The sequence below is a fragment of the Arenimonas composti TR7-09 = DSM 18010 genome, from assembly GCF_000426365.1.
Lineage (GTDB): Bacteria > Pseudomonadota > Gammaproteobacteria > Xanthomonadales > Xanthomonadaceae > Arenimonas > Arenimonas composti.
In genome coordinates this window covers 172,682-197,284 of record NZ_KE384525.1, presented here as the reverse complement: position 1 = coordinate 197,284, position 24,603 = coordinate 172,682, and the positions used below count along the sequence as shown (strand labels likewise).

The 24,603-nt window shown below is 71.8% G+C and carries 27 protein-coding genes; 14 read left to right on the top strand and 13 right to left on the bottom strand.

All coding sequences use genetic code 11. The annotated features are described in order from the left end of the window. Positions 1-21 precede the first annotated feature (21 nt). From K311_RS17260 to K311_RS0114360, 7 genes are all read left to right on the top strand, one after another. The gene (locus tag K311_RS17260; protein ID WP_081683486.1) at positions 22-1,341 is read left to right on the top strand and encodes a sensor histidine kinase; all 1,320 of its coding nucleotides are present in this window, start codon (positions 22-24) and stop codon (positions 1,339-1,341) included. Further along, positions 1,338-2,096: a LytR/AlgR family response regulator transcription factor gene (locus K311_RS0114385; protein ID WP_026817868.1), complete on the top strand. Its 759-nt coding sequence runs from the start codon at positions 1,338-1,340 to the stop codon at positions 2,094-2,096. The genes K311_RS17260 and K311_RS0114385 overlap by 4 nt, the downstream gene beginning before the upstream one ends. Positions 2,097-2,157: 61 nt before the next feature. Then, positions 2,158-2,967: a molybdate ABC transporter substrate-binding protein gene (gene modA, locus K311_RS0114380; protein WP_026817867.1), complete on the top strand. Its 810-nt coding sequence runs from the start codon at positions 2,158-2,160 to the stop codon at positions 2,965-2,967. Continuing rightward, on the top strand, positions 2,967-3,656 hold the full coding sequence (modB, locus tag K311_RS0114375; protein WP_154659596.1) for a molybdate ABC transporter permease subunit: 690 nt from the start codon (positions 2,967-2,969) through the stop codon (positions 3,654-3,656). The genes modA and modB overlap by 1 nt, the downstream gene beginning before the upstream one ends. Positions 3,657-3,785: 129 nt before the next feature. Continuing rightward, a complete protein-coding gene (locus K311_RS17255) occupies positions 3,786-4,139 on the top strand; it encodes a hypothetical protein (RefSeq protein WP_043798212.1) in 354 nt (117 codons plus the stop codon). A gap of 76 nt (positions 4,140-4,215) precedes the next feature. Beyond that, complete coding sequence (gene hutU / locus K311_RS0114365; protein WP_026817865.1) at positions 4,216-5,886, top strand: urocanate hydratase; 1,671 nt, start codon at positions 4,216-4,218, stop codon at positions 5,884-5,886. 193 nt (positions 5,887-6,079) lie between these two features. Continuing rightward, positions 6,080-6,466 (top strand): VOC family protein, encoded by a 387-nt coding sequence (locus tag K311_RS0114360; protein WP_026817864.1) that lies wholly within the window; start codon positions 6,080-6,082, stop codon positions 6,464-6,466. Positions 6,467-6,604: 138 nt separating this feature from the next. Here K311_RS0114360 and K311_RS0114355 read toward each other — a convergent pair whose 3' ends face one another. The 3 genes from K311_RS0114355 to K311_RS17250 form a co-directional block, all read right to left on the bottom strand. Continuing rightward, positions 6,605-6,832: an RNA-binding S4 domain-containing protein gene (locus K311_RS0114355; protein WP_026817863.1), complete on the bottom strand. Its 228-nt coding sequence runs from the start codon at positions 6,830-6,832 to the stop codon at positions 6,605-6,607. Between the two features lie 213 nt (positions 6,833-7,045). Further along, complete coding sequence (locus tag K311_RS0114350; RefSeq protein WP_026817862.1) at positions 7,046-7,519, bottom strand: YaiI/YqxD family protein; 474 nt, start codon at positions 7,517-7,519, stop codon at positions 7,046-7,048. Next, complete coding sequence (locus tag K311_RS17250) at positions 7,516-8,409, bottom strand: LysR substrate-binding domain-containing protein (protein WP_043798214.1); 894 nt, start codon at positions 8,407-8,409, stop codon at positions 7,516-7,518. Before K311_RS17250 ends, K311_RS0114350 begins: the two co-directional genes overlap by 4 nt. A gap of 102 nt (positions 8,410-8,511) precedes the next feature. On the opposite strand from K311_RS17250, the gene K311_RS0114340 reads away from it, so the two are divergent. After that, on the top strand, positions 8,512-9,405 hold the full coding sequence (locus tag K311_RS0114340; protein ID WP_051240207.1) for a DMT family transporter: 894 nt from the start codon (positions 8,512-8,514) through the stop codon (positions 9,403-9,405). 352 nt (positions 9,406-9,757) lie between these two features. Here the strand turns inward: K311_RS0114340 and K311_RS0114335 are convergent, their stop codons facing one another. From K311_RS0114335 to K311_RS0114325, 3 genes are all read right to left on the bottom strand, one after another. Then, the gene (locus K311_RS0114335) at positions 9,758-11,077 is read right to left on the bottom strand and encodes an NTP/NDP exchange transporter (protein WP_051240206.1); all 1,320 of its coding nucleotides are present in this window, start codon (positions 11,075-11,077) and stop codon (positions 9,758-9,760) included. Next, entirely contained in the window at positions 11,074-11,979 is a 906-nt protein-coding gene (locus K311_RS0114330; RefSeq protein ID WP_026817859.1) for an aldo/keto reductase, read from the bottom strand. The genes K311_RS0114335 and K311_RS0114330 overlap by 4 nt, the downstream gene beginning before the upstream one ends. Positions 11,980-12,119: 140 nt before the next feature. Further along, complete coding sequence (locus K311_RS0114325; RefSeq protein WP_051240205.1) at positions 12,120-13,298, bottom strand: GGDEF domain-containing protein; 1,179 nt, start codon at positions 13,296-13,298, stop codon at positions 12,120-12,122. A 65-nt stretch (positions 13,299-13,363) separates the two neighbouring features. Here K311_RS0114325 and K311_RS0114320 point away from each other — a divergent pair, with 65 nt between their 5' ends. Both K311_RS0114320 and K311_RS0114315 read left to right on the top strand, forming a co-directional pair. Next, complete coding sequence (locus K311_RS0114320; RefSeq protein WP_026817857.1) at positions 13,364-14,578, top strand: HD-GYP domain-containing protein; 1,215 nt, start codon at positions 13,364-13,366, stop codon at positions 14,576-14,578. Then, positions 14,575-15,828 (top strand): putative bifunctional diguanylate cyclase/phosphodiesterase, encoded by a 1,254-nt coding sequence (locus K311_RS0114315; RefSeq protein ID WP_051240203.1) that lies wholly within the window; start codon positions 14,575-14,577, stop codon positions 15,826-15,828. The genes K311_RS0114320 and K311_RS0114315 overlap by 4 nt, the downstream gene beginning before the upstream one ends. A 254-nt stretch (positions 15,829-16,082) precedes the next feature. Here the strand turns inward: K311_RS0114315 and K311_RS17245 are convergent, their stop codons facing one another. Next, the gene (locus K311_RS17245; protein WP_081683484.1) at positions 16,083-16,676 is read right to left on the bottom strand and encodes a response regulator; all 594 of its coding nucleotides are present in this window, start codon (positions 16,674-16,676) and stop codon (positions 16,083-16,085) included. A gap of 149 nt (positions 16,677-16,825) precedes the next feature. Between K311_RS17245 and K311_RS0114305 the strand changes: the two genes are divergently transcribed. After that, positions 16,826-17,371 (top strand): YaeQ family protein, encoded by a 546-nt coding sequence (locus K311_RS0114305; protein ID WP_026817855.1) that lies wholly within the window; start codon positions 16,826-16,828, stop codon positions 17,369-17,371. On the opposite strand, the gene K311_RS0114300 is transcribed toward K311_RS0114305, so the two are convergent. Both K311_RS0114300 and K311_RS17240 read right to left on the bottom strand, forming a co-directional pair. Then, positions 17,340-18,242, bottom strand: coding sequence for a DMT family transporter (locus tag K311_RS0114300; protein ID WP_026817854.1), 903 nt, complete (start codon positions 18,240-18,242; stop codon positions 17,340-17,342). The two genes, K311_RS0114305 and K311_RS0114300, sit on opposite strands and share 32 nt — an antisense overlap. Beyond that, positions 18,239-18,535, bottom strand: coding sequence for a GIY-YIG nuclease family protein (locus K311_RS17240; RefSeq protein ID WP_043798216.1), 297 nt, complete (start codon positions 18,533-18,535; stop codon positions 18,239-18,241). The genes K311_RS0114300 and K311_RS17240 overlap by 4 nt, the downstream gene beginning before the upstream one ends. Before the next feature lie 96 nt (positions 18,536-18,631). Here K311_RS17240 and K311_RS17235 point away from each other — a divergent pair, with 96 nt between their 5' ends. Next, complete coding sequence (locus K311_RS17235; protein WP_051240202.1) at positions 18,632-19,606, top strand: DUF2785 domain-containing protein; 975 nt, start codon at positions 18,632-18,634, stop codon at positions 19,604-19,606. Here the strand turns inward: K311_RS17235 and K311_RS0114285 are convergent, their stop codons facing one another. The 4 genes from K311_RS0114285 to ygiD are packed head-to-tail and all read right to left on the bottom strand — an operon-like array spanning position 19,607 to position 22,977. Then, on the bottom strand, positions 19,607-20,548 hold the full coding sequence (locus K311_RS0114285; protein WP_026817853.1) for a peptidylprolyl isomerase: 942 nt from the start codon (positions 20,546-20,548) through the stop codon (positions 19,607-19,609). Between the two features lie 52 nt (positions 20,549-20,600). Continuing rightward, positions 20,601-21,662: a serine/threonine protein kinase gene (locus K311_RS0114280; protein WP_026817852.1), complete on the bottom strand. Its 1,062-nt coding sequence runs from the start codon at positions 21,660-21,662 to the stop codon at positions 20,601-20,603. After that, positions 21,659-22,252 carry a class I SAM-dependent DNA methyltransferase gene (locus K311_RS0114275; RefSeq protein ID WP_026817851.1) on the bottom strand — a complete coding sequence of 198 codons (594 nt, stop codon included), beginning with the start codon at positions 22,250-22,252 and terminating at the stop codon, positions 21,659-21,661. The genes K311_RS0114280 and K311_RS0114275 overlap by 4 nt, the downstream gene beginning before the upstream one ends. After that, positions 22,249-22,977 (bottom strand): 4,5-DOPA-extradiol-dioxygenase, encoded by a 729-nt coding sequence (gene ygiD / locus K311_RS0114270; protein WP_245570673.1) that lies wholly within the window; start codon positions 22,975-22,977, stop codon positions 22,249-22,251. The genes K311_RS0114275 and ygiD overlap by 4 nt, the downstream gene beginning before the upstream one ends. 357 nt (positions 22,978-23,334) lie before the next feature. Here ygiD and K311_RS0114265 point away from each other — a divergent pair, with 357 nt between their 5' ends. Beyond that, positions 23,335-23,697 carry a PadR family transcriptional regulator gene (locus tag K311_RS0114265; protein WP_026817849.1) on the top strand — a complete coding sequence of 121 codons (363 nt, stop codon included), beginning with the start codon at positions 23,335-23,337 and terminating at the stop codon, positions 23,695-23,697. After that, positions 23,694-24,602, top strand: coding sequence for a sensor domain-containing protein (locus K311_RS0114260; RefSeq protein WP_026817848.1), 909 nt, complete (start codon positions 23,694-23,696; stop codon positions 24,600-24,602). The genes K311_RS0114265 and K311_RS0114260 overlap by 4 nt, the downstream gene beginning before the upstream one ends. Position 24,603: the final 1 nt, after the last annotated feature.

Sequence of the window (24,603 nt, the reverse complement as noted above, 5' to 3'; positions counted from 1 at the left end):
GCCGCCGCTATCCTGAGCGCGATGGACGTCCCCGTGCGTGACTATTCGCTGCAGGAAGCGCTGCCGGCCGAGGTGCTGCTCGGCGGCGACCACGTGCTCGGCCGCTATCGCCGCTTCCCGGTGTTCAGCCTGCCGTGGCTGCTCGGGCGCAGCTGGCGCTTCGCGGCGGCCATCACCGCCTTCGCGCTGATCGTCGGCTTCGGCGCCGGCGCGGTGGTGCACGACGTCCACATCGGCCTGATGGCCGGCGTGCACATGTTCATCGCCTTCGCGGCGATGTGCATGGTGGGGCCGGCGCTGGCGACCTGGGTGCGACACCGGCGCTGGCGTGCGCGCACGGAGCGGATCGGCGTCGTCGTGGCGATCCTGCTCGGCATCGCCGTGGCCTTCGCCGCCGACCGCTGGGCCTCCGGCTATGTCGAGACCCATGTCGAGGCGCGCATGGTCGACCAGGGCATGGTGCCCGAGCGCCGGAAGGCGGTCGCGCCGGAACTGAAGACGGTCGCGCTGGCGATCAACGGGCTCGTGCTGCTGTCGATCTACGGCGTCCTGGGCGGTGCGTTCGCGCTGCGTGCCTACTTCAGCGAGAGCCGGCGCTGGCAGGAGGCCAGCCGGCAGCGCGAGCTGCTGGCCCTGCGCCGGCGCGCCGAACAGGCCGACCAGCGCCTCGGTCTGCTGCAGGCGCAGGTCGAGCCGCATTTCCTGTTCAACACGCTCGCCTCGGTGCGTGCGCTGGTGCGCCAGGATCCGGCGATGGCGGAGGCGACGCTGGACGCGCTGGTCGATCACCTGCGCGCGACGATCCCGAAACTGCGCGACGGCCAGGCGGCGCTGCATTCGACCCTCGGCCAGCAGCTCGACATCTGCGCCAGCTATCTGCAGCTGATGAAGCTGCGCACCGGCGGCCGGCTGTCGTACGCGGTCGAGGCCGAACCGGCACTGCGCGCGCTGCCGTTCCCGCCGCTGCTGCTGATCACCCTGGTCGAGAACGCGATCAAGCACGGCATCGAACCGCAGCCCGGCCCGGGCCGGGTGGAGGTGCGCGGATCGGTCAAGAGTGGCCGCCTCGTGGTCAGCGTCGTCGACGACGGCGCCGGCCTGCAGCCGGGCATCGGCAGCGGTGTCGGCCTGGCCAACGTGCGCGAACAGCTCGCCGCCCGGTTCGGCGATGCGGCGAGCCTGAGCCTGCGCGGACTCGCGGGGCGCGGCGCGGTCGCCGAAATCGCCATCCCCTACCCGCAACTCCCCCCTGTAGGAGCGCCTTCAGGCGCGATGCCGATCGCGCCTGAAGGCGCTCCTACAGAGGGGGTGACCAGTCCTGCGGCGGAGGCGTCGCGATGAGCCGCATCCACGCCCTCGTCGCCGAGGACGAGCCGCCGCAGCGCGCCGCGCTGCTCGAGATGCTCGCCGAGGCCTGGCCGGAGCTCGAGGTCGTCGCCGCCTGCGAGGACGGACTCGCCGCGCTCGAGGAGGCGGCGCGGCACCGGCCGCAGGTGGCCTTCCTCGACATCCGCATGCCCGGCGTCAACGGCCTCGACGTCGCCCGCGCGGTGGTCGCCGGTGGCGGCCTCGTCGTGTTCACGACTGCCTACGACGATTACGCGATCCGCGCCTTCGAGGCCGGGGCGGTCGACTACCTGCTGAAGCCGGTCGCGCCGGCGCGTCTGGCACAGGCGGTGGCCCGGCTGCGCGAACGCCTGGCGACGCCGCGCGCCGATGCCGGTGAGCGGTTGCGGGCCCTGGAGGAGAAGCTGCGGCCCCAGGGCGAGCGGCTGATCCGCTGGATCAGCGCCTCGGTGGGCGACAGCGTGCGCATGCTCGGCATCGACGAGGTGCTGTATTTCCAGGCGCAGGACAAATACGTGCGCGTGGTCACCGGCAGCGACGAGGCGGTGATCCGCACGCCGCTGAAGGAACTGCTCGCCGGCCTCGATCCCGACACGTTCTGGCAGGTACATCGCGGCGTGGTCGTGCGCGTCGCCGCGATCGACCGGGTGCGCAAGGACGAACTCGGCCGGCACGTGCTCTCGCTGCGCGGTCGCGCCGATCGTCTCCCCGTCAGCGCCGCCTTCCTGCACCGCTTCCGCGGCATGTGACATCGCCGTCCGCGAAACCGGTCATGGCAAGATCGGGGTAGCGGGATGCGGGAGATGTGGAATGAGCGGAGCCGGACGGAAACTGGCGTGGGTGGCGGGCGTGGTGCTGGCGCTCGCCGGCGTCGCGCGTGCGCAGGCGCCCGAGGACGTCGTGGTGTTCGCCGCGGCGAGCCTGCAGGGCAGCCTGGACGAGGTCGCCGCGGCGTGGACGCAGGAGAGCGGCCAGCGCGTCGTGATCTCGTACGCCGGCAGCGCCCAGCTCGCACGCCAGATCGAACGCGGCGCGCCGGCGCAGGTCTTCATCAGTGCCGATCTGGCGTGGATGGACCACCTGCAGCAGCGCCGCCTCGTCGACGCGGCGACGCGCACCGACCTGCTCGGCAACCGCCTCGTCATCGTCACCGGCGCGAACGATCCGGCGCCGACGATGACGCCGCGCACGGCGCTGGCGGCGCGGCTGGGCGAATCCGGCCGGCTGGCGGTCGCCGACACCGCGTCGGTGCCGGCCGGGCGCTATGCGAAACAGGCGCTGCAGGCGCAGGACCTCTGGGACGCGGTCGCCGGGCGGCTCGTGCAGGCGGACAACGTGCGCGCGGCGCTGGCCTTCGTCGCCCGCGGCGAGGTGCCGCTCGGCATCGTCTACGCGAGCGACGCCCGTGCCGAGCGCCGGGTGCGCGTGCTGGCGACGTTCCCGGCGGACACGCACGCACCGATCGTCTACCCGGCCGCGCGGATCGCCGGTACGCCGGCGGCGCGCAGCGACGGGTTCCTCGCGTTCCTGCGCTCGCCGGTGGCCACGTGCATCTTCGTGCGCGCCGGCTTCACGATGCCGGACGGCCGCCGTTGTCCGCCGTCGCCGACGCCGGGCTGATGCCGACCGCGGACGAAATCACGATCCTGCTGCTCAGCCTGCGCATCGCGGCGCTGGCGGTGGTGGTCGCGCTGCCGTTCGCGCTGCTGGCGGCGATGGCGCTGGCGCGGCCGTATTTCCGCGGCAAATTGCTGCTCGACACCTTCGTGCATCTGCCGCTGCTGCTGCCGCCGGTGCTGACCGGCTACGTGCTGCTGGTGCTGTTCGGCCGCCAGGGGGCGATCGGGCAGTGGCTGGAGAGCTGGTTCGGGCTGACGTTCGCGTTCCGCTGGACCGGGGCGGTGATCGCCGCCGCGGTGATGGCCTTCCCACTGTTCGTGCGCGCGATCCGGCTGTCGATCGAGGCGATCCCGCACGAGATCCACGAGATGGCGCTGAGCCTCGGCGCCGGACCGTGGACGCGCTTCCGCCGCGTCGTGCTGCCGCTGAGCCTGCCGGGCATCGCCGCCGGCATGGCGCTGGCGTTCGCGAAGGCGCTCGGCGAGTTCGGCGCGACGATCACCTTCGTCTCCAACATCCCCGGCGAGACGCGCACGCTTGCGCTGGCGATGCACAGCCTGATGCAGGTGCCCGAAGGCGAAGCCGGCATCGGCCGGCTCGCGATCGTGTCGGTGGTGCTGGCAGTCGGCGCGCTGCTCGTCTCGGAATGGATGGTGCGGCGCTCGACCTTCCGGCGCAGCGGCCACTGACCTCGTCGTCGCGGGGCGTTCACCGGCGTATCCGGTTCCCGAACGGCAGCCGAACCGGGAATTCGCTTCCGCGCTCGACGCCCGCGGGGCGGGCATAGACTCGGCTCGTCCCCCAGCAAGGAGATGCCCATGAACCGCATCGCGCTCACCTCCGTCCTGCTGCTCGCCGGTTGCGGCGTCACCGCGTCCGCGCTCGCCGGCGAACCGGTCGCCGCGGACGAAACCCCGGTCACGGTCGCCGAGGCCGACGCCGCCGACGCCCGCAAGGACGAGAACATCGTCATCGCCGGCGAAGGCCTGACCAAGCCGCGGATCGTCAACGACACCGGCTGCGTGCGCTCCACCGGCACCCTGATCCGCCGCAAGCCCGACGCCAACGGCTGCAACGGCCTGCCCGGTTCCTCGTATTCGCGCGAGGACCTGGACCGCACCGGTGCCGGCAGCACCGCCGAAGCGCTCGAGCGCCTCGACTCGCGGCTCTGAGCCGAAGGGCCCCGGGATGGGGCGGGAGCGGCGGGGCGGCTAGAATCCCGCCCCAACGCTCCCCGAGTCCGTCCCGATGTCCGCGAACCGTCACGACCCGTCCCGCACCATCCGCGCGCCGCGCGGCACCGAGCTCAGCTGCCGCTCCTGGCTGACCGAAGCGCCGTTCCGCATGCTGCAGAACAACCTGGATCCCGAGGTCGCCGAGCGCCCCACCGATCTGGTCGTTTACGGCGGCATCGGCCGCGCCGCCCGCGACTGGGACTGCTTCGACCGCATCCTGGCGACACTGAAGACCCTCGGTGACGACGAGACCCTGCTGGTGCAGTCGGGCAAGCCGGTCGGCGTGTTCCCCTCGCACCCGGATGCGCCGCGGGTTCTGATCGCGAATTCCAACCTGGTGCCGCACTGGGCCACCTGGGAACACTTCAACGAGCTCGATCGCAAGGGCCTGATGATGTACGGCCAGATGACGGCGGGCTCGTGGATCTACATCGGCTCGCAGGGCATCGTCCAGGGCACCTACGAGACCTTCGTCGAAATGGGTCGCCAGCATTACGGTGGCGACCTCACCGGCAAATGGATCCTGACCGCCGGCCTCGGCGGCATGGGCGGCGCGCAGCCGCTGGCGGCGTCGCTGGCCGGTGCCTGTTCGCTGACGATCGAATGCCGGCAGAGCAGCATCGATTTCCGCCTGCGCACCCGCTACGTCGACGAGCAGGCGACCGACATCGACGATGCGCTGGCGCGGATCGCGAAGTACACCGCCGCCGGCGCGGCGAAGTCGATCGCGCTGCTCGGCAATGCCGCAGACGTGCTGCCGGAGCTGGTGCGGCGTGGCGTGCGCCCGGACGCGGTCACCGACCAGACCTCGGCGCACGATCCGCTGCGCGGCTACCTGCCGCAGGGCCTGACCGTCGCCGAGTGGGAAGAGGCGCAGGACGTCGTGCCGGAGCGCATGCGCGATCTCGCGAAGAAGTCGATGCGCGTGCACGTCGAGGCGATGCTCGCCTTCCAGCGCATGGGCGTGCCGGTGTTCGACTACGGCAACAACATCCGCCAGATGGCCTCCGATGCCGGCTGCACGAACGCCTTCGATTTCCCCGGTTTCGTGCCGGCCTATGTGCGGCCGCTGTTCTGTCGCGGCGTCGGTCCCTTCCGCTGGGTCGCGCTGAGCGGCGATCCCGAGGACATCTACCGGACCGACGCGAAGGTGAAGGAGCTGATCCCCGACGACCCGCACCTGCACCGCTGGCTCGACATGGCGAAGGAGCGCATCAGCTTCCAGGGCCTGCCGGCGCGCATCTGCTGGGTCGGCCTCGGCCAGCGCCACAGGCTCGCGCTCGCATTCAATGAAATGGTGCGCAAGGGCGAACTGAAGGCGCCGGTCGTGATCGGCCGCGATCATCTCGACAGCGGCAGCGTCGCCTCACCGAACCGCGAAACGGAAGCGATGAAGGACGGCAGCGACGCCGTTTCCGACTGGCCGCTGCTGAACGCCATGCTCAACGTCGCCGGCGGCGCGACGTGGGTGAGCCTGCACCACGGCGGCGGCGTCGGCATGGGCTACAGCCAGCACAGCGGCGTCGTCATCGTCTGCGACGGCAGCGAAGCGGCCGACAGGCGCCTCGCCCGCGTGCTCTGGAACGACCCCGGCACCGGCGTGATGCGCCACGCCGACGCCGGCTACGACATCGCCATCGACTGCGCGCGCGAGCAGGGGCTGAAGCTGCCGATGCTCCGCTGACCCTGCACCGGGTTTCGTGTCGCAGATCACAACGGGTCAGAGCCGATAACAGCCGATCGAGCAAAGGGCTTTATCCGCTGTTTCCGTGTGATCCGTTGTTGTGCTTTGTTGCCCCGTGTCCGCCACGGCTGTCGGAAACGGCGCTGGTGCCGGCGCGGCGGCAGCTGCAAGCTGGGGAAAACGGGAGAGCGCGATGATCGGTTACGTGACGCTGGGTACGAACGACATGGAGCGGGCGAAGGCCTTCTACGACGCCCTGCTGGCGCCGATCGGCGGCAAGCGCGGCTTCGCGATCGGCGAGCGTTTCGTGCTCTACAGTGCCGGCAGGAATCAGCCCGGCATCGCCCTGGTGAAACCCTACGACGGCCAGCCGCACCATCCGGGCAATGGCCACATGACGGCCCTGGTCGTCCGCGAGCAGGCGCAGGTCGACCAGCTGCACGCGCTGGCGCTGTCGCTGGGCGGCAGCGACGAGGGCGCCCCCGGCGACCGCGGCTTCGGTTTCTACGGCGGCTACTTCCGCGACCCCGACGGCAACAAGCTCAATTTCTTCTGCATGCAAGCCCCGCCGGCAGTGTAGGAGCGGCTTCAGCCGCGAACTCCCCGCTCGCGTTGCAGGAGCGGCTTCAGCCGCGATGCTCTTAACGGTTCCGGCCGGATGGCGGAGAAGAGCATCGCGGCTGAAGCCGCTCCTACGAGTTGTACGGGATGTGGGGCATCAGTCGCGGACCCTGATCTCGACGATCGCCTCCGCCGTCTCCACCCGCACGACCTGGCCGGCGCGGATCTTCGCGGTCTTGCGCAGCTCGAGGGCGCCGTCGACCTCGACCGCACCACTCGCGACAAGGGCCTTGCCCATGCCGCCGGTGTCGACGACGCCGGTCAGGTGCAGCAGGTCGTTGAGGGCGACGTGGTCGCGGTCGAGTTCGAAGTCGATGGTCGGCATGGGTTGTTTCACAGTTCGTATGACGTCGCTTGTAGGAGCGGCTTCAGCCGCGATCCTGCTCTTCACTGGATTCTCCCGCGAAAGCACGCGCTTCGCGCGAGGCAGGGATCGCGGCTGAAGCCGCGCCTACAACGACGGATTTTCGCGCGAAAGTGCGCGCTTCGCGCGAGGGAGGGGATCGCGGCTGAAGCCGCTCCTACAAAAGGACACAGCCTACGGGCTGTTCCTGCGCAGCCAGCCGTCCAGCGCGTTCGCGAACGCCTGCACCTCGCGCGGATGCAGGGCCGGCGGGCCGCCGGTGGCGATGCCGGCGCCGCGCAGCTCGTCCATGAAGTTGCGCATCGACAGGCGCTGGGCGATCGAGTCGGCGGTATAGAGCTCGCCGCGCGGGTTCAGCGCCGCCGCGCCCTTCTCGATGACGCGCGCCGCCAGCGGGATGTCCGCGGTGATCACCAGGTCGCCGGTGGCGCAGCGGCGCACGATCTCGTCGTCGGCCTCGTCGAGGCCGCCGCTGCACTGCAGCGAGCGGATGACGCGCGAGGGTGGCGTGCGGATCCACTGGTTGGCCACCAGCACCAGCGGCCGGCGCGTGCGTTCGGCGGCGCGGAACAGCACGTCCTTGATCAGGTTCGGGCAGGCGTCGGCGTCGACCCAGATCGTCGGGCCGGTGTTCTCCGTCGTGCTCATGGCCCGAACTCCGCGACGTCGTCGAGCAGCCAGCGCACGAACGCCTGCGCCGGCGCCCGCAGGCGCCGGTGCGAGGGATAGACGATGTGGTAGCTCCAGCGCGCCGGCAGGGACGGGAAGGGCAGCCGCACGAGGCGGCCGTCGGCCAGCCACGGCCGGGCGATGCGGTCGCGCGCCAGCGCCACCCCGAGCCCCTGCGCTGCCGCGTGCATCGCGCCGGTGCTGTCGACGAAGCGCCAGCGCTCCTCGAACCGCGGCCCGTGCAGGCCGGCGGCGCGGAACCAGTCCGGCCAGCCCTGGCGGGCGAGGTCGGCGATCAGCGGCAGGCGCAGGAGGTCGGCCGGCTCGCGCAGCGCGTCGATGCCGGGCAGGGCAGGCGACGCCACCGCGAACAGTTCCTCGTCCATCAGCGGATGCGCGGTCAGCCCGGGCCAGTGGCCGGGCCCGTGGCGGATGCCGAGGTCCGGGCCGCCATCGTCGAAACGGGCCAGCGCGGTGTCGGTCTCCAGCGCCAGCGCGATGTCCAGGAAGGCGGCGGCGAAGCGCGGCAGCCGCGGCAGCAGCCAGCTGACGCTCAGCGAATGCAGGGTCGTGAGGCGCACGCGGGCGGTCTCGCCGCGGCCGCCCCGCAGCGCCTTCAGGCTGCCGTCGAGATCGGCCAGCGCATTGCTGGCGGCGTCGGCCAGCTGGCGGCCCTCGGCGGTCAGCGCGACGCCGCGCGCATGCCGCTGGAACAGCGCGACCCCGAGCCGCCCCTCGAGCTTGCGCACGTGGTGGCTGACCGCGCTGGCGGTCAGGTGCAGCTCTTCGGCGGCGTGGGCGAAGTTCTGGTGCCGGGCGGCGGCCTCGAAGGCGGCCAGCGCCGGCAGCCAGTCCGAACGCAGGGCCATGGCGAGCCTCGAATCCGATTTGTGGCTGGGCCCGAAAGTATGCGCTTGTGCGGCCCTCGGGCGGGAGGACAATGGCGCCCAGTCGTCAATCTGGATCGCGCCATGAAGAACCCCGCCGTCGCCGTGCCGGTCGCGCCCGCCGGTTCCGCCGCCTGGCTGACCCCGGTCGAACTGGGCCTGCTGGCGGCGATCTGGGGCGCCTCGTTCCTGTTCCAGCGCATCGCCGCGCCGGAGTTCGGCGCCGCCGCCCTGGTCGAGCTGCGCCTCGGTCTCGGCGCGGCGATCCTGCTGCCTTTCCTGTGGGCGCAGCGCGCGAGCTTCCCGGCGGCGCGCTGGCCGCGGCTGGTACTCGTCGGGGCGATCAACTCGGCGGTGCCCTTCGTGCTGTTCGCCTGGGCGGCGCAGCGGGCGCCGGCCGGTGTCGGTGCGATCACCAATGCGATGGCGGTGCTGTGCACGGCCCTGGTCGCCTGGCTGTTCTTCCGCGAGCGCATTCCGCTGCGCAAGTGGATCGCGCTGGCGGTCGGTTTCGTCGGCGTCGTCGTGCTCGCCGGCGACCGGACCGGTGGCCCGGGCGTGCCCGCGGCGGCCGCCGCCGGCGTCGGCGCCGCCTTCCTGTACGGCATCGGCGCCAACCTGGTGCCGCGCTGGTTCACCGGCCTGCCGCCGCTGGCACTGGCGGCGGCGACCCTCGGCAGCGCGGCGCTGCTCACCGCCCCGTTCGCGGCCGCGCAATGGCCGGCGCAGCCGGTATCGCTGGCCGCCTGGGGCTCGGCGATCGCCCTCGGCGTGGTCTGCACCGGGCTGGCCTACGCGCTCTATTACCGCCTGATCCAGCGCGTCGGCGCGGCGCGGGCGGTGACGGTCACCTACCTGGTGCCGGTCGCGGCGGTGGCCTGGGCCTGGGCCCTGCTCGGCGAGCCGCTCACGCTGGCGATGGCCATCTCCTGCGCCCTCATCCTCGGCAGCGTCGCCCTCAGCCAACGCTCGCGCTGACGCTCACGCGTTGCGCCGGGCCCATCGACCCACAACGAAGGCAAAAAAAGCGGCAGGGCGCCGGAAGCCGACGACCTGCCGAGTGAGGTCAACGCCAGGGGGCTGTTGCCTGAAAGCCGCGCCGGACGAGGAGGGCGCCGGTGCGGGCGCAGGGGACCACCGCCGCGGGGGCGCGCGCAAGCGCGGCGCGGACGTGTCCGGCCGCTCCGGCGCTTAGTCCCGCTTGCCGCTTTCACGCCATGGCGCGCCGGTGCTGCCGCCACGGCGGGGCCGACAGCGGAAGCGGACCAGTTGGAGTAATCGTTGCTTACAAGGTGCGTGCGGCTAACGCCTGGGCCGGGGCGGGCCACCATCAGCCCGGCGGTGGAACGGCCTCGCCGGCACGCCGCTGCTGCGCACGCGCCAGCCGCCAGCCGGTGAAGCCCCAGGCCAGCGCGAGACCGGCCCCGACCAGGCAAACGAGCGCCGGGAAGGCCGCGATCGCGTCGATGCCGGCCTTCGCCCAGCCCGACACCGCATCGGCGCCGCGGTACACGGCGGTGTCGATGACGTTCTTGGCCTTGTACTTGGCCTCGGCGGGCACGACGGTGAACAGCAGTTCGCGGCCGGGGCGGGCCAGCGCGTATTCGCCGGCGCGGCGCACCACCATCACCACGACCAGCACGGCGAAGGTCGGCGCGAATGCCAGCCACACGAAGCCGGCGGCCATCGTCAGCGGTACCGCGCACAGCAGCACCGCGAGGCCGAGGCGCTGCACGATGCGGCCGGTCAGGAACACCTGGGTCAGCAGCGCCAGCGCCTGCACGACGGTGTCGATGGTCGCCAGCACTTCGGTGCGGCGCTCGAGCGCCGGGAAGGCCGCCTCCAGCAGCGCCGCCTGTTCGAAGTACAGGAAGGTGGTGACGCTCGACAGCAGCACGACGAACAGCGCGATGCCGAGCAGGTAGGGCGAACGCAGCACGTCGGTGAGGCCGGCGAAGGGGTTGCCGCCGAGCGGCGCCCGCCGTGCCTGCGCATCGAGCGCCGGCAGCGGGTGGCGGTCGCGCCAGCGCTGCAGCCACAGCGCCGCCAGCACCGAGACCAGGATCAGCGACGGCCCCAGCACCATCAAACCGGCGATGCCGAGCGGCCCGGCGAGCAGGCGGGTCAGCAACGGCCCGACCAGGCCGCCGACGCTGATGCCGGCGGCCATCAGCGCGAACGTGCGCTTGGCCTGGGCCAGCGGCAGCAGGTCGGCGAGCACGCTCCAGGCCACCGACACCACCGGCAGCACCAGCACCGACAGCCAGACGTAGAAGGCGCGGCCGACCCAGGGCTCGTCCGGGCGCAGCGACCACGCCGCCGCCAGCGCGAACAGCACCGCGGCGAAGAACGCGTACGACCACGGCAGGATCCGCCGTCGCGACACCTTCGAGGCCACCGCACCGAACAGCGGAATGATCAGCAGGGTCGCGATGAAGGTCGCGCTGAACAGCCACGGCAGGTCGCGGCCGCCGCCGATCGAGCCGATGCCGTCGCGCACCGGCCGCAACAGCGCGTAGCCGGTGAACGCGAACAGGAACATCAGCCATGCCGCGACCACCGCCGGCAGCTCCGCCGGTTCGATCGCCAGCACGCGGGAGACGAGCTGGCGCAGGCCGGTGCGCTCCGGCAGCGGTGCGGGCGCCGTCATCCGGCGAACATCGCCACGAGTTCGGCCTGCTGCGCGGCGTCGAGCCAGGGGCCGCCGCCGGCGAGCAGGTTGTCGCTCTGCCGCTCCGGCTTGCCGGTGGCGGGGATCACGACGGTGACCGCCGGGTGCGAAAGCGCGAACTTCAGGAACATCTGCGCCCACGAACTCACGCCGACCTCGCCGGCCCAGGCCGGCAGCGGCCGCCCGGCGACGCGGGCGAACAGGCGGCCGTCGTCGAAGGCCCGGTTGATCATCACCGCGACGCCGTTGTCCAGCGCCACCGGCAGCACCCGCTTCGCCGCATTCGCCGCCGACACCGAGTAGTTGATCTGCACCCAGTCGGGTTTCTCGGCGGCGACGATGTCGGCGAGTTCGTCGTGCGCCTCGTCGCGGTAATGGGTCAGGCCGACGTATTTCACCTTGCCCTGGGCCTTCAGATCGCGCGCCAGCGCCAGCTGGGTGCGCCAGTCGCGCAGGTTGTGCACCGCCAGCAGCTCCACCCGGTCGGTGCGCAGGCGGCGCAGCGAATCGGCGAACTGCGCCTGGCCGGCGGCGCGGTCGTCGGCGGCGAGCTTGGTCGCCAGCCAGATGCGCTCGCGCAGGCCGAGCTCGTGCAGCAGGTCGCCGACGACGTCTTCGGCATTCGAATAGTTCGGCGAGGTGTCGATGACGCTGGCGCCGCCGGCGACGAAGCGGCGCAGCACCTCCTTCAGCGGCTCGCGACCGGCGGCGTCGACCTCGAAGCTGCCGGAGGTACCCATGCCGATCGCGGGCACGGTTTCGCCGGTGGCGGGAATCGCGCGGCGTTCGATCACCGGCACGAGCGTCGAGGCGGCCGCCGGGAGCGCGGCGCTGGCGGCGAGGGCGGCGGAAGCGGCGAGGAATGCACGGCGGGTCGTCATCACGGTGCTCCTTCGGGGTGGATGGGCCGAGCCCGGAGGCATGGGATCCGATGCCGCGGGGCCGGCGAACGTGGCGGAAGTCCCGGAATGTACCCCGACCCCGTTTCCGCCCCCGCTTCGGCTCCCGTGTCTCCCTGGTTTCAGGGGGCGAGGTGCAGGCGGTCGCGACCGGCGGACTTGGCGGCGTAGAGGGCGGCGTCGGCGCGCCGCAGCAGGTCGTCGAAGCTGCGGTCGGCCGGATCCAGCACGGCGACGCCGATCGACACCGTCAGTGGCCGCGGCGCATCGGCGATCTCGCAGGGACTGGCGGCGAGCGCCGTGCGGAAACGTTCGCCGGCCGCCACCGCCTGGCCGGCGTCGGAGCCCTCGAGCAGCAGCACGAATTCCTCGCCGCCGTAGCGCCCCGGCAGGTCGCTGCGGCGGGCGGTGTCGACCAGCAGCCGGGCGAGATGGCGCAGCACGTGGTCGCCGATCGCATGTCCCCAGGTGTCGTTCACGACCTTGAAGTGGTCGACGTCGATGATCGCCACCGCCAGCGGCGTCTGCTGCCGCCGGGCCGCGTGCAGGGCGCGTTCGCCGGCCTCGGCGACGGTACGGCGGTTGGCGAGGCTGGTCAGGTAGTCGGTCGACGCCGCCTGCTGCCACTGCCCGCGGATGCGCTCCAGGCACATCAGCACGAAGGCGGTGGTGCCGATCACAGGCAGCGCGGTCGTCACCAGCAGCGCCAGCATGTGCACCAGGCCCATCCGCTGCAGCAGATTGCTGCCGGCCGGCGGCGCGTAGACAGTGATGCCGAGCCGCGCCGCGGTGAGCAGCGCCACCAGCGCGAAGATCAGGGTCAGCACCCGCCGGCTGGTCATCGCCTCCGCCGGGCGTTCGCGCCGCAGTTCGCGCACGCAGGCCAGCAGGATCACGCACATCGCCGCCGACATCGTGACGATGCGCGCCGGCAGGTCCGGCTGCACCTCGATGAACCACAGTACGCCGAGGGTGCCGAACAGCGTCGGCAGCAACAGCCAGCGGTGCCAGCCGCGGCCGTCGAACAGGCGCAGCGACAGCACGTAGCCGGTCAGTCCGGCCAGCAGCAGGCCGTTCGACAGGCCAAGGGCGAGCATCGGCGGCAGCCAGGTCTGCAGCGCCTGCAGCAGGCAGCCCATCGCGACCAGCAGGGTGCCGATGCGCCAGGCCGAGGCGGCGGGCTGCACGTCGGCGACCAGGCTGCGGTGCATCAGCCCCAGCACCGCGCCGTTGAGCAGGATCATCAGCGTCGCCAGCAGGAAAATCGTTCGCGGGTCCAGCGGCAACTGCGGGTCGGCCATGGCGTGCGCAGGATGGTCCGGATACGGCATGCTACTCCCCGACCGGCAAGGGGAGCGCGCGGCCGATGGCGTTGCATGAAGAGCGGGTCCTGGTGGGCCTGCTCAGGAAGGGTATGTTCGTCAGTCGCCTGGACCGCGACTGGGTCGGCACGCCTTTCCCTTTCCAGGGCTTCTTCATCGAGACCGACGCGCAGCTCGAGCTGCTCGCGGCCTGGTGCACCAGCGTCTTCGTCGATGTCGAACGCGGCCCCGGTCCCGATCCACAGGCCGTCGAGGCGCTGGAGACCGGCCCGTCCGGGCTTCCGCGTGGCGGCAAGCCCTGGGTCGACACCGCCGACCTGCTCGAGGAGCTGCCGCGCGCGCTGGCGGTGCGCGACGAGGTGCACGCGCTGGCCTCACGCCTGATCGGCGACGTCCGCGAGGGCCGCCAGCTGTCCGGCGCCGAGGTCCGCGAGGCGATGGAGCACATGGTCGGCAGCCTGTTGCGCAATGCCGATGCGATGTTCTGGCTGGTCGGGCTGATGAAGCGCGACGACTACGCGTATTCGCACGCGGTGAACTGCAGCGCGCTGGCCACCGCGCTCGGCCGCCAGCTGGCGCTGCCGCGCGAGGTACTGGTCGAACTGGCCACCGGCGGCCTGCTGCTCGACATCGGCAAGGCGCGGGTGCCCGAGACCCTGTTCAACCACCATCGCCCGCTGAGCACCGAGGGCCGGCGGCGGATCCAGTCGCACGTCGAGGAAGGCCTGCGCACGATCGAGGCCGCCGGCATCGGCGGCACCTGGGTCCGCGAGATGATCGCCGGCCATCACGAGCGCCACGACGGCGGCGGCTACCCGCGTGGCCAGAAGGGCCTGGAAATCCCGCTGGCCGGCCGCATCGGCGCGCTCGCGGACACCTACGACGCGCTGACCAGCAGCAGGCCGCACAAGCGCGCGGTGTCGCGGCACGAGGCGCTGCAGACGATCTACCGGGCCGGCAACCAGCTGTTCCAGGGCGAGCTGGTCGAGCAGTTCATGCAGGCGCTCGGCGTCTATCCGACCGGCTCGCTGGTCGAGCTGAGCACCGGCCAGGTCGGCATCGTGATGGCGCAGAACCAGGCGCGCCGGCTGCGGCCGCGGGTGATGCTGCTGCTGACCGCCGACAAGGAGCGCTACCAGCCCTTCCGCGACGTCGACCTGATGACGGTCGCCGACGAACGCGGCGGCCCGGTGACCATCGTCGCCGCGCTCGAGCCCGGCGCCTACGGCCTCAATCCTTCGGACCTCTACCTGACGTGAGCTCCATCCTGCGCGGCCGCCCGCTGTTCGAACGCCTGCAGGCCGGCATCGACGCCGCCGCCGCTGCCGGCCGCCCGCTCGGCCTGCTGCTGCTGTCGATCGAGGGCCTCGGCCGTTTCGGCATCCTGCACGGCCACCTGCGCGCGGAGGCGCTGGTCGAACTGGTGCGCCTGCGCGCGCAGGCGGTGATGCGCCCGGACGACACGGTGCTGCGGCTCGGCCCGGGCGAATTCCTGATCCTGCTCAACAGCCTTTCCGAGCCGGCGATGGCGGCCCTGGCGGCGACCCGGCTGCTGCGCGAATTCGAGCTCGCCCAGCAGCTCGACGGTCAGCCACTGCGCGTGCAGGTCGCGATCGGCATCGCCACCTCGCCCGAACACGGCCGCGACGCCGACCATCTGTACCGCCATGCAGAGGCCGCGCTGGCGCTGGCGCGCGGCTCGGCCGACCGGCTGGCGATCAGCCCGGCGCGCGACTTCAGCCTCGACGTCGATCCCGCGGCGCTGCGCGACGCGATCCACGGCGGTGCCCTGACGGTCGACCTGCAGCCCTTCCTCGACCTGCGCACGAACCGCATCGCCGGCGCCGAGGCGCTGGCGCGCTGGCACGACCCGGGGCAGGGCGCGGTCAGCCCCTCGCTGTTCGTCGAACTCGCGGAAACCTCGGGCCTGGTCGCCGACCTGACGCGCTGGAGCGTCAACGCGACCTTCAAGCACATCGCCGACGCCCGTCGGCTCGGCATCGCGCTGCCGGTGTCGATCAACCTGTCGGCGGTGGCCTTCGTCGAACGCGGCCTGGTCGAACACCTGTCGGACGCGCTGTCGCTGTGGGACGTCGACCCGGGCGAGGTGACGATCGAGGTCACCGAGACCGCGATCATCGCCGACCTCGAACGCGGCGCGCACATCCTGAGCCGGCTCGGCGAACTCGGGGTCGGCATCGCGATCGACGATTTCGGCGTCGGCAATTCCTCGTTCGCCTACCTGCGCGAGTTCCCGGCGACCGAACTGAAGATGGACCGGTCCTTCGTCACCGGCATGCTGTCCTCGCCGCGCTCGACCCGGCTGGTCGAGGCGATGATCCACTTCGCCCACCACCTCGACATCCGCGTGGTCGCCGAGGGCGTCGAGGATGCCGCGACGCTGGAAGCGCTGCGTGCGCTCGACTGCGATGTCGTGCAGGGCTACCTGATCGGCAGGCCGGTGCCGGCGGCCGAGTTCATCGCATCCCTGGCCGGCGTCATGCCGTAGGAGCGGCTTCAGCCGCGATCCTGCATCCTCCCCCCTGTAGGAGCGGCTTCAGCCGCGATCCTGCGTCCCCGCGAGAAAGGGAAAGGCATCGCGGCTGAAGCCGCTCCTACATTGCGTGGGCGGCGGGAAGAAGAACGCCGGTGCGGGGGCACCGGCGCGGGCTTCGGCTACGGGGGCATCGACAACGGCCCCATTTCGCGCTGGCCGTCACGGAAAATCCGTGCGCCCGGTCACAGATCGCGAAAACGCCGCCCTCAGGCGGCGCTTTCGTCGTCGTGTTCCTCGGCCTTCGGCGGCAGCTGCGACAGGCGGCGCGGGATGCGGGTGGCGTCGAGCAGGCGCTCGATGCGGGCGAACACTTCCGGTCGCGAGAACGGCTTCTTCATGAAGTCGTCGGCGCCGATGCGATGCACGTAGAACTGCTCGGTGGCCTGCTCGTTGCCGCTGATCATGATCACCGGGATGTCGCGCGTGTACGGGTCGCGGCGCAGCTGGCGCAGTGCGGCGAATCCGTCCATGCCGGGCAGCACGATGTCGAGGAAGATCAGCTCCGGCAACTGCGCGCGCGCGAGTTCCAGGGCGCTCTCGGCGTCGCCGGCTTCGACGACCTCGTAGCCGTTCTGGCGCAGCATGCGCGAGAGCAGCGCGACGATCGTCGCGGAGTCGTCGACGACGAGGATGCGCGTGCCGGGCCGTGCGTTCACCCGCGGCTTGACGCGGCGCTCGTTCGCCTTCGGCTTCGTGGCCGGCACCAGCGGTGTCTCGCCGGTGATGTCGTGGCGCACGGGCGCCGCTGGCGCGACGTCGCCACTCCCGAACAGCTTCCTGATCCGGTCGAAAATCGACATGGACGTTTTCCCCGACGGCAATCCCCGCCGGCCAGTGTCCACGGCCGGCGCCGCGGCGGTCAACCGCGGCCGGGTTCCCGGGCCGCGACGGGGATGCGCCCGCTCGGCGAATCCTGCAAGCTCCCGGGCCCGCCCCGGAAGCCCCGCCCATGGCCCTCAAATCCACCGTCCACAAGGCCGAACTGCAGGTCTCCGACATGGACCGCCACCACTACGGCACGCACGCGCTCGTGCTCGCGCAGCACCCATCGGAAACCGACGAGCGCCTGATGGCGCGGGTGCTCGCGTTCGCCCTGTTCGCGGACGAGCGTCTGGCCTTCGGCCGCGGCATCAGCAGCGACGACGAACCCGACCTCTGGCGGCGTGACCTCACCGGTGCGATCGAGCAGTGGATCGACCTGGGGCAGCCGGACGAGTCGCGCGTGCGCAAGGCCTGCGGCCGCGCCGGCGAAGTCGTCGTCATCACCACCGGCGGCCGCGCCGCCGACCTGTGGTGGGAGAAGAACGCCGACGCGCTGGCGCGTTGCCGCAACCTGACCGTGCTCGACGTGCGTCCCGAGACCACCGCGGCGCTGGCGACGCGGCTCGCGCGCGGCATGAGCTTCCAGGTGCTGGTCCAGGACGGCGTCGTGCAGCTGATCGACGGCGACTGGAACCTCGAGCTCACGCCGGCGGTACGTCGGGGTCCGGGCTGAGCCGTGGCCGCACCAGCCACGGGTGCACGAACACGCCGCCGAGGATGATCGCGACACCGGCATAGAACATCGGCCCGAGCTCGCGCTGCTCGCCGAGCAGCAGGATCGCCAGCAGGATCGCGTAGACCGGCTCCAGGTTGATCGCCAGCTGCGCCGAGAACGCGCTCATGTGCCGCAGCGCCACCAGCGACAGCGCGAACGGCAGCAGGGTGCAGGCCAGCGCGAGGATCAGCAGCAGCACACCGTCGTGCAGGCCCGGCGCGATCCAGGCCGGCCCGAACCACGGCAGCAGCGGCGCCAGCAGGGCGAGCACGACGCCGCCGGCACCGAGTTCGACGGCGGTCACCGTGAGGTGGTCGGCGCGCTCGACGTAGCGCTTGTTCAGCGCCCCGAACACCGCCACCAGCAGCGCCGAGACCACCCCGACGACGATGCCCGCGTGCATCGCCTCGGGCACGCCGCCGACCACCAGCGCGACGCCGGGCACCACCGCGACGCCGATCAGCAGTTCGCGCGGATCGAAGCGCGAGCCGGTCACCCAGGGCTCGACCAGCGGCAGCATCGCGCTGGCCAGGGCGATGCAGGTCACCGCGACCGAGGCGTTCGCCAGCTTGATCGCCCCGTAGAACGTCAGCCAGTGCAGCGCGACCAGCACGCCGATGCCGGCATAGGTCGCCAGCAGCCGCGGCCGCAGCGTGCGCAGCCCGTGCCAGACCCGCGGCAGCAGCGCCAGCACCAGCGCGACGATCGCCATGCGCTGCACGACCAGGGTCAGCGCCGGCAGCGTGATCAGCTTGCCGAGGATCGCGGTGAAGCCCCACAGCAGCACGCAGAAGTGGATCTGCCACTGCGCCTTCGTCGCCGGGTTCATGCGGGACTCGGCGCCTCCGCCGCGGCGGCGATCCCGGGGGCGTCGCCGGCAGCCGACGTCGCCAACGCGCGCTTCGCCGCCGGCGTCAGCTTCTTCATCGCCGCCTCGGCCTTCAGCGCGCTCGAGCGGTCCGGATGCGGGAAGCTCGCGAGCAGACGCACCGGCGGATGGCTGCGGGTGTAGCGGGCGCCGCGGCCTTCGGCATGTTCGCGGAAACGGCGTGCGACGTCGGTGGCGATGCCCGTGTACAGGCTGCCGTCGCGGCATTCGATCAGGTAGACGAACCAGGGCATCGCGGCGATTGTCCCACGCCGGCGCGTGGCGGAGGATGGAGTTCGCCGCGCGTCGCGCGTGATCGGGGAAGGCCCATGCGTCCAGGCTTCGCTTCCATGACCCTCGCGGTGCTGCTCGCCGGTGGCGCCGCGTCGGCCTGCCCGGCGCCGGCGGATGCCGTCACCCGGCCGGGACCGATCGAGGGCGGCGCCGCCTGCGAAGGCCGTGGCCCGGCACGCGCCGAGCTCGAGGCACTGAAGGCCGGCGGCTGGGTCGTCGCCGACGACGGGGCCCGGCAGCGGCTCGCGCTCGGCCTGCTCGACTGCCTGGGTCATCCCGATCCGGCCGTGCGCGACGGCATCGCCTACGCGGCACTCGCGCACTGGCTGCGTGCCGACGCGCTCGACCTGGTGACGCGCCGGACCATGCTCGTACGGCTGCAGCGCGAGCTCGTCCACGCCGATTTCGACGGCATCGACATGAGCTGCGTCGGGCGCCCGGCCGCGCTGCCGGGGCCGGGATTCCGGGCACCGTTCGCGGCGCTGGTGCTGTCGGAGGTGGCGCGCACGGATCGTTTCGCGCCGTGGCTCGACGCCGGCCAGCGCGCGGAACTGGTCGAGGTGGCGACGTCGTACGTCGCCGCCGTGCGCGACTGGCGCGGCTTCGACGAAACCGAGGGCTGGCGCCACGGCGTCGCCCACGGCGCCGACCTGCTGATGCAGCTCGCGCTGAATCCGGCGCTGGAGAAGCCGCAGCTCGACGCGATCCTGGGCGCCGTCGCCAGCCAGGTCGCGCCGCCCGGGCACTTCTACGTCTACGGCGAATCGGAGCGGCTGGCGCGGCCGGTGCTGTTCGTGCTGCAGCGCGGCCAGCACGACGACGCGGATTGGCGGGCCTGGCTCGAACGCGTGGCCGCGCCGGCGCCGATGACGGCGTGGTCCGACGCCTTCACCAGCCAGACCGGTCTCGCGAAGCGGCACGACACCCGCGCCTTCCTGCTGGCGCTGCACGTCTACCTGGCGACCAGCGGCGACCCGGCCCTGGCGGCGCGCGCCGCGGCCGTCGCCGACGTCCTGCGCACGATCGACTGATCAGGACGGCTCGCGCACCGGCAACGGCACGTTGCAGACGTCGATGTGGCCGGCCGGGCGCTTGTAGAAGTCGTCCTGGCGGTTGCGGCGGGCCTCGATCAGCGCGTCCCAGGTCGCGGTGTCGGTGCGCAGCACCTCGAGCCGCGGACGCTCGGCCTCCGGAATGTCGGCAAGCAGGCGCACGCGCTGGATTGGCGTGCGCAGGCTTTGGTCCTCGTAGAAGCCGAGCGGGCCCGGGCCGCGCGGCAGCACGCTCAGCCGCTCCATCCCGAAGACCACCCGACCGATCGTGGTGATGTTGCGGTCGAGCTGGCGCGGCGACTGCCCGATCACCGCATAGAGCTCGGCGCCGGTGCTGGAATCGGCCTCGAGGCCCCGGCCGGCGCCGACGCTGCCGTAGCAGTGCAGCGGCCAGGCGCGGCCGGCCTGTGGATCGCGTCCGGCCGGCATGCCGTTGGAGAAGCCGACCTGTGGCGCCCAGCCGTCGACGTCGGGCAGCACGGTGAAGGGCACGCCGGCGGCGGCGATGTCGAATTCGGCCGGGAGCTTGCGCAGGGCGCCGTTCGGGAAGGCGCGCTGCTTCGCCTCGTCCTCTTCCGGGTCGCCCCACTGCACGACGAAGTTGTCGTGGCCGCGGTAGATGCTCAGGCCGTCCCAGAAGCCGCCACGGGCGAGGGCGCGGATGTTGGCGACATGCGCGGGGGCGAACTGCGGCGCCAGCTCGATGATCACGTCGCCGCTGGCCAGCGTCATCACCACGGTGTTCTCGGGGTCGAGCGGGCGCCAGTCGGACGGCGACGAGGCATCGAGCACCTGCTGCGTCGTCGCACGCGGCGCGACCTGCGCGGACGCGTCACCGGGCTCGGCCGCGCGCGGCGCCGTCGCGAAGGCGGCGAGGGCCGCGGTGAGGACGAGGGTCAGGAGCTTCGGCTGCAGGGACATCGGCGGTTCCACCATTCGGAGGGATCGCCGCAACTTACCGGATTCGCCGCGCTCAGCGCGCGTCCGGATCCACCGGCGGCTCTGCGAAAGCGGCGAGCTGCTCCTGCAACTGGCCGATCAGCGCCTCCCACCAGGCGCGTGTCGCGAATGCCGGGAACGCCGCCGGGAACGCCGGGTCGTGCCAGCGGCGGGCGATCCAGCCGTTGTAGTGCAGCAGACGCAGCGCGCGCAGGGGTTCGACCAGGGCGAGTTCGCGGCGATCGAAAGCGCGGAATTCCCCGTAGCCTTCGAGCAGCCAGCGCCAGGCCGGGCCGCTGTCCTCGCGGCGGCCGGCGAGCATCCACAGATCCTGCACCGCCGGGCCCGTCAGGCAGTCGTCGAGGTCGACGAAATGCGCGTGGCCGTCGCGCCACAGGATGTTGCCGGGGTGGCAGTCGCCGTGCAGGCGCAGCATCGCGATGTCGGGCAGGGCGGCGAAGCGTTCCTCGACGTCCTCGAGCACCGCGTCGGCGAGCACCGCGACGTTCTCGCCGAGATCGTCCGGCAGCCAGTCGCCGTCGAGCAGGAAGTCGATCGGCGCGTGCCCGAAGTGCTCGACATCGAGCACCGGCCGGTGCGCGAAGCGCGCGCCGGCCCCGACCGCATGCAGGCGCCCGAGCACCCGGCCGAGATGGCGCAGGACGTCGCGGTCGCCCAGCTCCGGCGCATGCCCGCCGCGCAGCGGAAACAGCGCGTAGCGGTAACCGGCGTGCCGATGCAGGGTCTCGCCGGCGAACGCCAGCGGTGCGACGACGGAGATGTCCGCCGCCGCCAGTTCCGCGACGAAAGCATGCTCCTCGCGAATCCCCTCGTCGCTCCACCGCCCCGGCCGGTAGAACTTCACGACGACCGCACCGCCCCCGTTCCCCTGGGCCATTCGCGCGAAGCGCGCGCCCCCACTCGTTGCCCGTTCCTCGTTTCCCGTTTCTCCTTCCAGCCCGACGCGGTAGACGCGGTTCTCGAAACTGTTCAGCGCCAGCACCCGCCCATCCGCCCGCAAACCCAGGGCCTCGACCGCCGCGAGGATCATGTCCGGGTCGAGCCCGGCGAACGGCGTCTCCGCGCCGTCGGTCACCGCGGGATTTCCAGCGCCGTCGCGGTCGCCGCGAGTTCGCTGCCGAGCCAGAGGTAGGGCGCCGCCTGCACGAAGCCGAGCTGCTGCAGCGCGTGCCGATAGAACGCCGCCGGCCGCCGCCGCAGCTCGTGCATGTCGCCGACGATGTCGTCGCCGGCGGTGAACACTTCGACGAAGGCGGCACCGCCGCACAGGCGCGGGAACTCACGCAGGCCGGCCTGCAGTTCGCCGTCGCCGAGGTAGTGCATGACGTCGGAGCACACCAGCAGGTCGAATGGCTGCGCCGGCGCCAGCACGGCGAGGTCGGCGAACGGCAGGAACTGCAGGTTGCGGCGGGCACCGAAGCGGGCGATCGCGTACTCGCTGGCGTCGACGCCGAGGTAATGCAGCTTCGGCCGCAGCGCCCGCAGCGGAGCCCGCCATGCGCCCTCGCCGCAGCCGACGTCGAGCACCGAGCGCAGCGGCCGGCCGAGGAAATATTCCGTGGTCGTCACGGCGAGCGCGACCTTGCGCTGCAGCGCCGCCGGGCTGGCGAGCCCGCGGTGGCGGTACCAGGTGTCGAAGTAGGCGGCGTCGTAGACCTTGCTCATGCCCCGACGAGCACGCTGCGCATCGAAATCGCGCCGACCACGTCCTCGTTGAAGAACTCCACCGTGTCGTCCTCGCGCTGCAGCGCCAGCACGTACAGCAGCGGCAGGTAGTGCTCCGGGCTCGGCACCGCCAGCAGGGCATCCGGGCCGAGCGTCTCGTAACCGAGCATGCCCTCGTGATGGCCGGCGGCGATGCGCTCGGCGATGTCCTCGTCGAAGCGCTGCGCCCAGTCCAGCGGCGCGGTCTGGTCCGGCCGCCAGTAACGCAGGTTGTGCACGATGTTGCCGGTACCGACGACGAGCACGCCCTCGTCGCGCAGCGGCTGCAGCTGGCGCGCGAGGTCGTAGTGCCAGGCGCCGGGCTGCAGCGTCGACAGGCTCAGCTGCACGACCGGGATGTCGGCCTCCGGATACATCGGCTGCAGCACGCTCCAGGCGCCGTGGTCGAGGCCACGCTGCGGATCCAGGTGTACCCGCGGCGTACTCACCAGTTCGGCGACGCGACGGGCGAGGGCGGGGCTGCCCGGCGCCCGGTAGCGCACATCGAACAGCGCCTTCGGGAAACCGCGGAAGTCGTGGATGGTGTCGGGCTTCTCGCTGCTGGTGACGTAGACGCCCTGCGTCTCCCAGTGCGCCGACACGCAGAGGATGGCCTTCGGCCGCGGCAGCCGCTGCCCCAGGGTCTGCCAGCTTCGTCGCCAGGCGTTGTCCTCGACGGCGTTCATCGGCGAACCGTGCCCGATGAAGACGGCGGGCATCGGAGCGGAGCTGGACGCGGCGGACATCGCGGGGATCCTCGGTGCTGGGGGTGGGGCAACGATAGCCCAGAAGCCGCATCCCGTAGGAGCGGCTTCAGCCGCGATGCTTTACATCGGTGATCGGGAACGCGGGGGAAGGGCATCGCGCCTGAAGGCGCTCCTACGGCGTGGCGGAGGGCATCGCGCCTGAAGGCGCTCCTACAGGGGAATGGGGGGCGTTGCCGCTGTTGTGACTTCAGGCACTGCGCGTCCTCCACCAGCCCCACTAGTGTTGACTCAACACTAAGCGGAACTGCCAGATATGAGGCAGTCGAGGACAGGGGCATGGATACCGAGCCGCATCTGAAGAAGTTCCAGAAGGAGCTGGCCGCGGGGACGGTGTCGCTGGTGCTGCTGGCCGTGCTGGCGCGCAGTGACGAGCCGCTGTACGGCTACCAGATCGCAAAGCGGCTCGAGCAGACCGGCGACCCGCTGCTCGGCGGTCGCCAGAGCGCGCTCTACCCGGTCCTGCGCAACCTCAGCGCCGCCGGTCTGGCCGAGAGCCACGTCGAACCCTCGGTCGCCGGCCCGCCACGCCGCTACTACCGCATCACTGCCCTCGGCCGCGCCGTGCTCGACGCATGGCTGGCCACCTGGAACACCACCCGCGACACCGTCGACTCCGTGCTCAAAGGACTGCCGAAATGACCGCCGCCAACCCTCCCGTGCCGACCTCGATCGTCCAGTACCTGGACCAGTTGCGCGCCGAGCTGCGGAACGCCGACCCGGCGCTGGTGCAGGACGCCCTGTACGACGCCGAGGAATACCTGCGCTCCGAGCTCGCCGAGAACCCCGGCGAGACCGAGGCGGCGATGCTGGTCCGCGTCGCCACCAGCTACGGCGCGCCGGCCGAGGTCGCGGAGATCTACCGCGAGACCGAAGTGCAGGTCAGCCAGGCCCTGCGCACGCCGGCACCGCCGAAACCGCGCGGCCTGCTCGCCGGTTTCTTCGGTGTCGTGATCGACCCGCGGGCGTGGACGGCGCTGTTCTACATGCTGCTGTCGATCGCCACCGGCATCATCTACTTCACGACCGTCGTGACCGGATTCAGCCTGTCGGCCGGGCTGGCGATCCTGATCATCGGCATCCCGGTGGTGATCCTGTTCGTCGGCATCGTGCGGCTGATGGCGCTCGTCGAAGGTCGCCTGGTCGAGACGATGCTCGGCGAACGCATGCCGCGCCGGCCGCTGTACGCGGAACGCGGCAAGCCCTGGCTGAGCCGCATCGGCATGATGTTCACCGACCCGCGCACGTGGTCGACGATGCTCTACCAGGTGTTGATGCTGCCGCTGGGCATCCTGTACTTCACGGTCGCCGTGACCGTCGGCGCGACCTCACTGGGGCTGATCGGTGGCGCGATCGCCGGCGCCCTGGCGATGCTGGGCTTCGGCACCTTCGAGCAGGACGTGTTCCTGCCGGGACCTTGGGCGCTGCCGGGCTGCTTCGCGCTCGGCGTGCTCGGCATGTTCCTGCTGCTGCACCTGGCCCGCGGCGTCGCGGTCGTGCACGGCGCCTTGGCCAAGCACCTGCTGGTCAAGACCGCGCAACACTGAA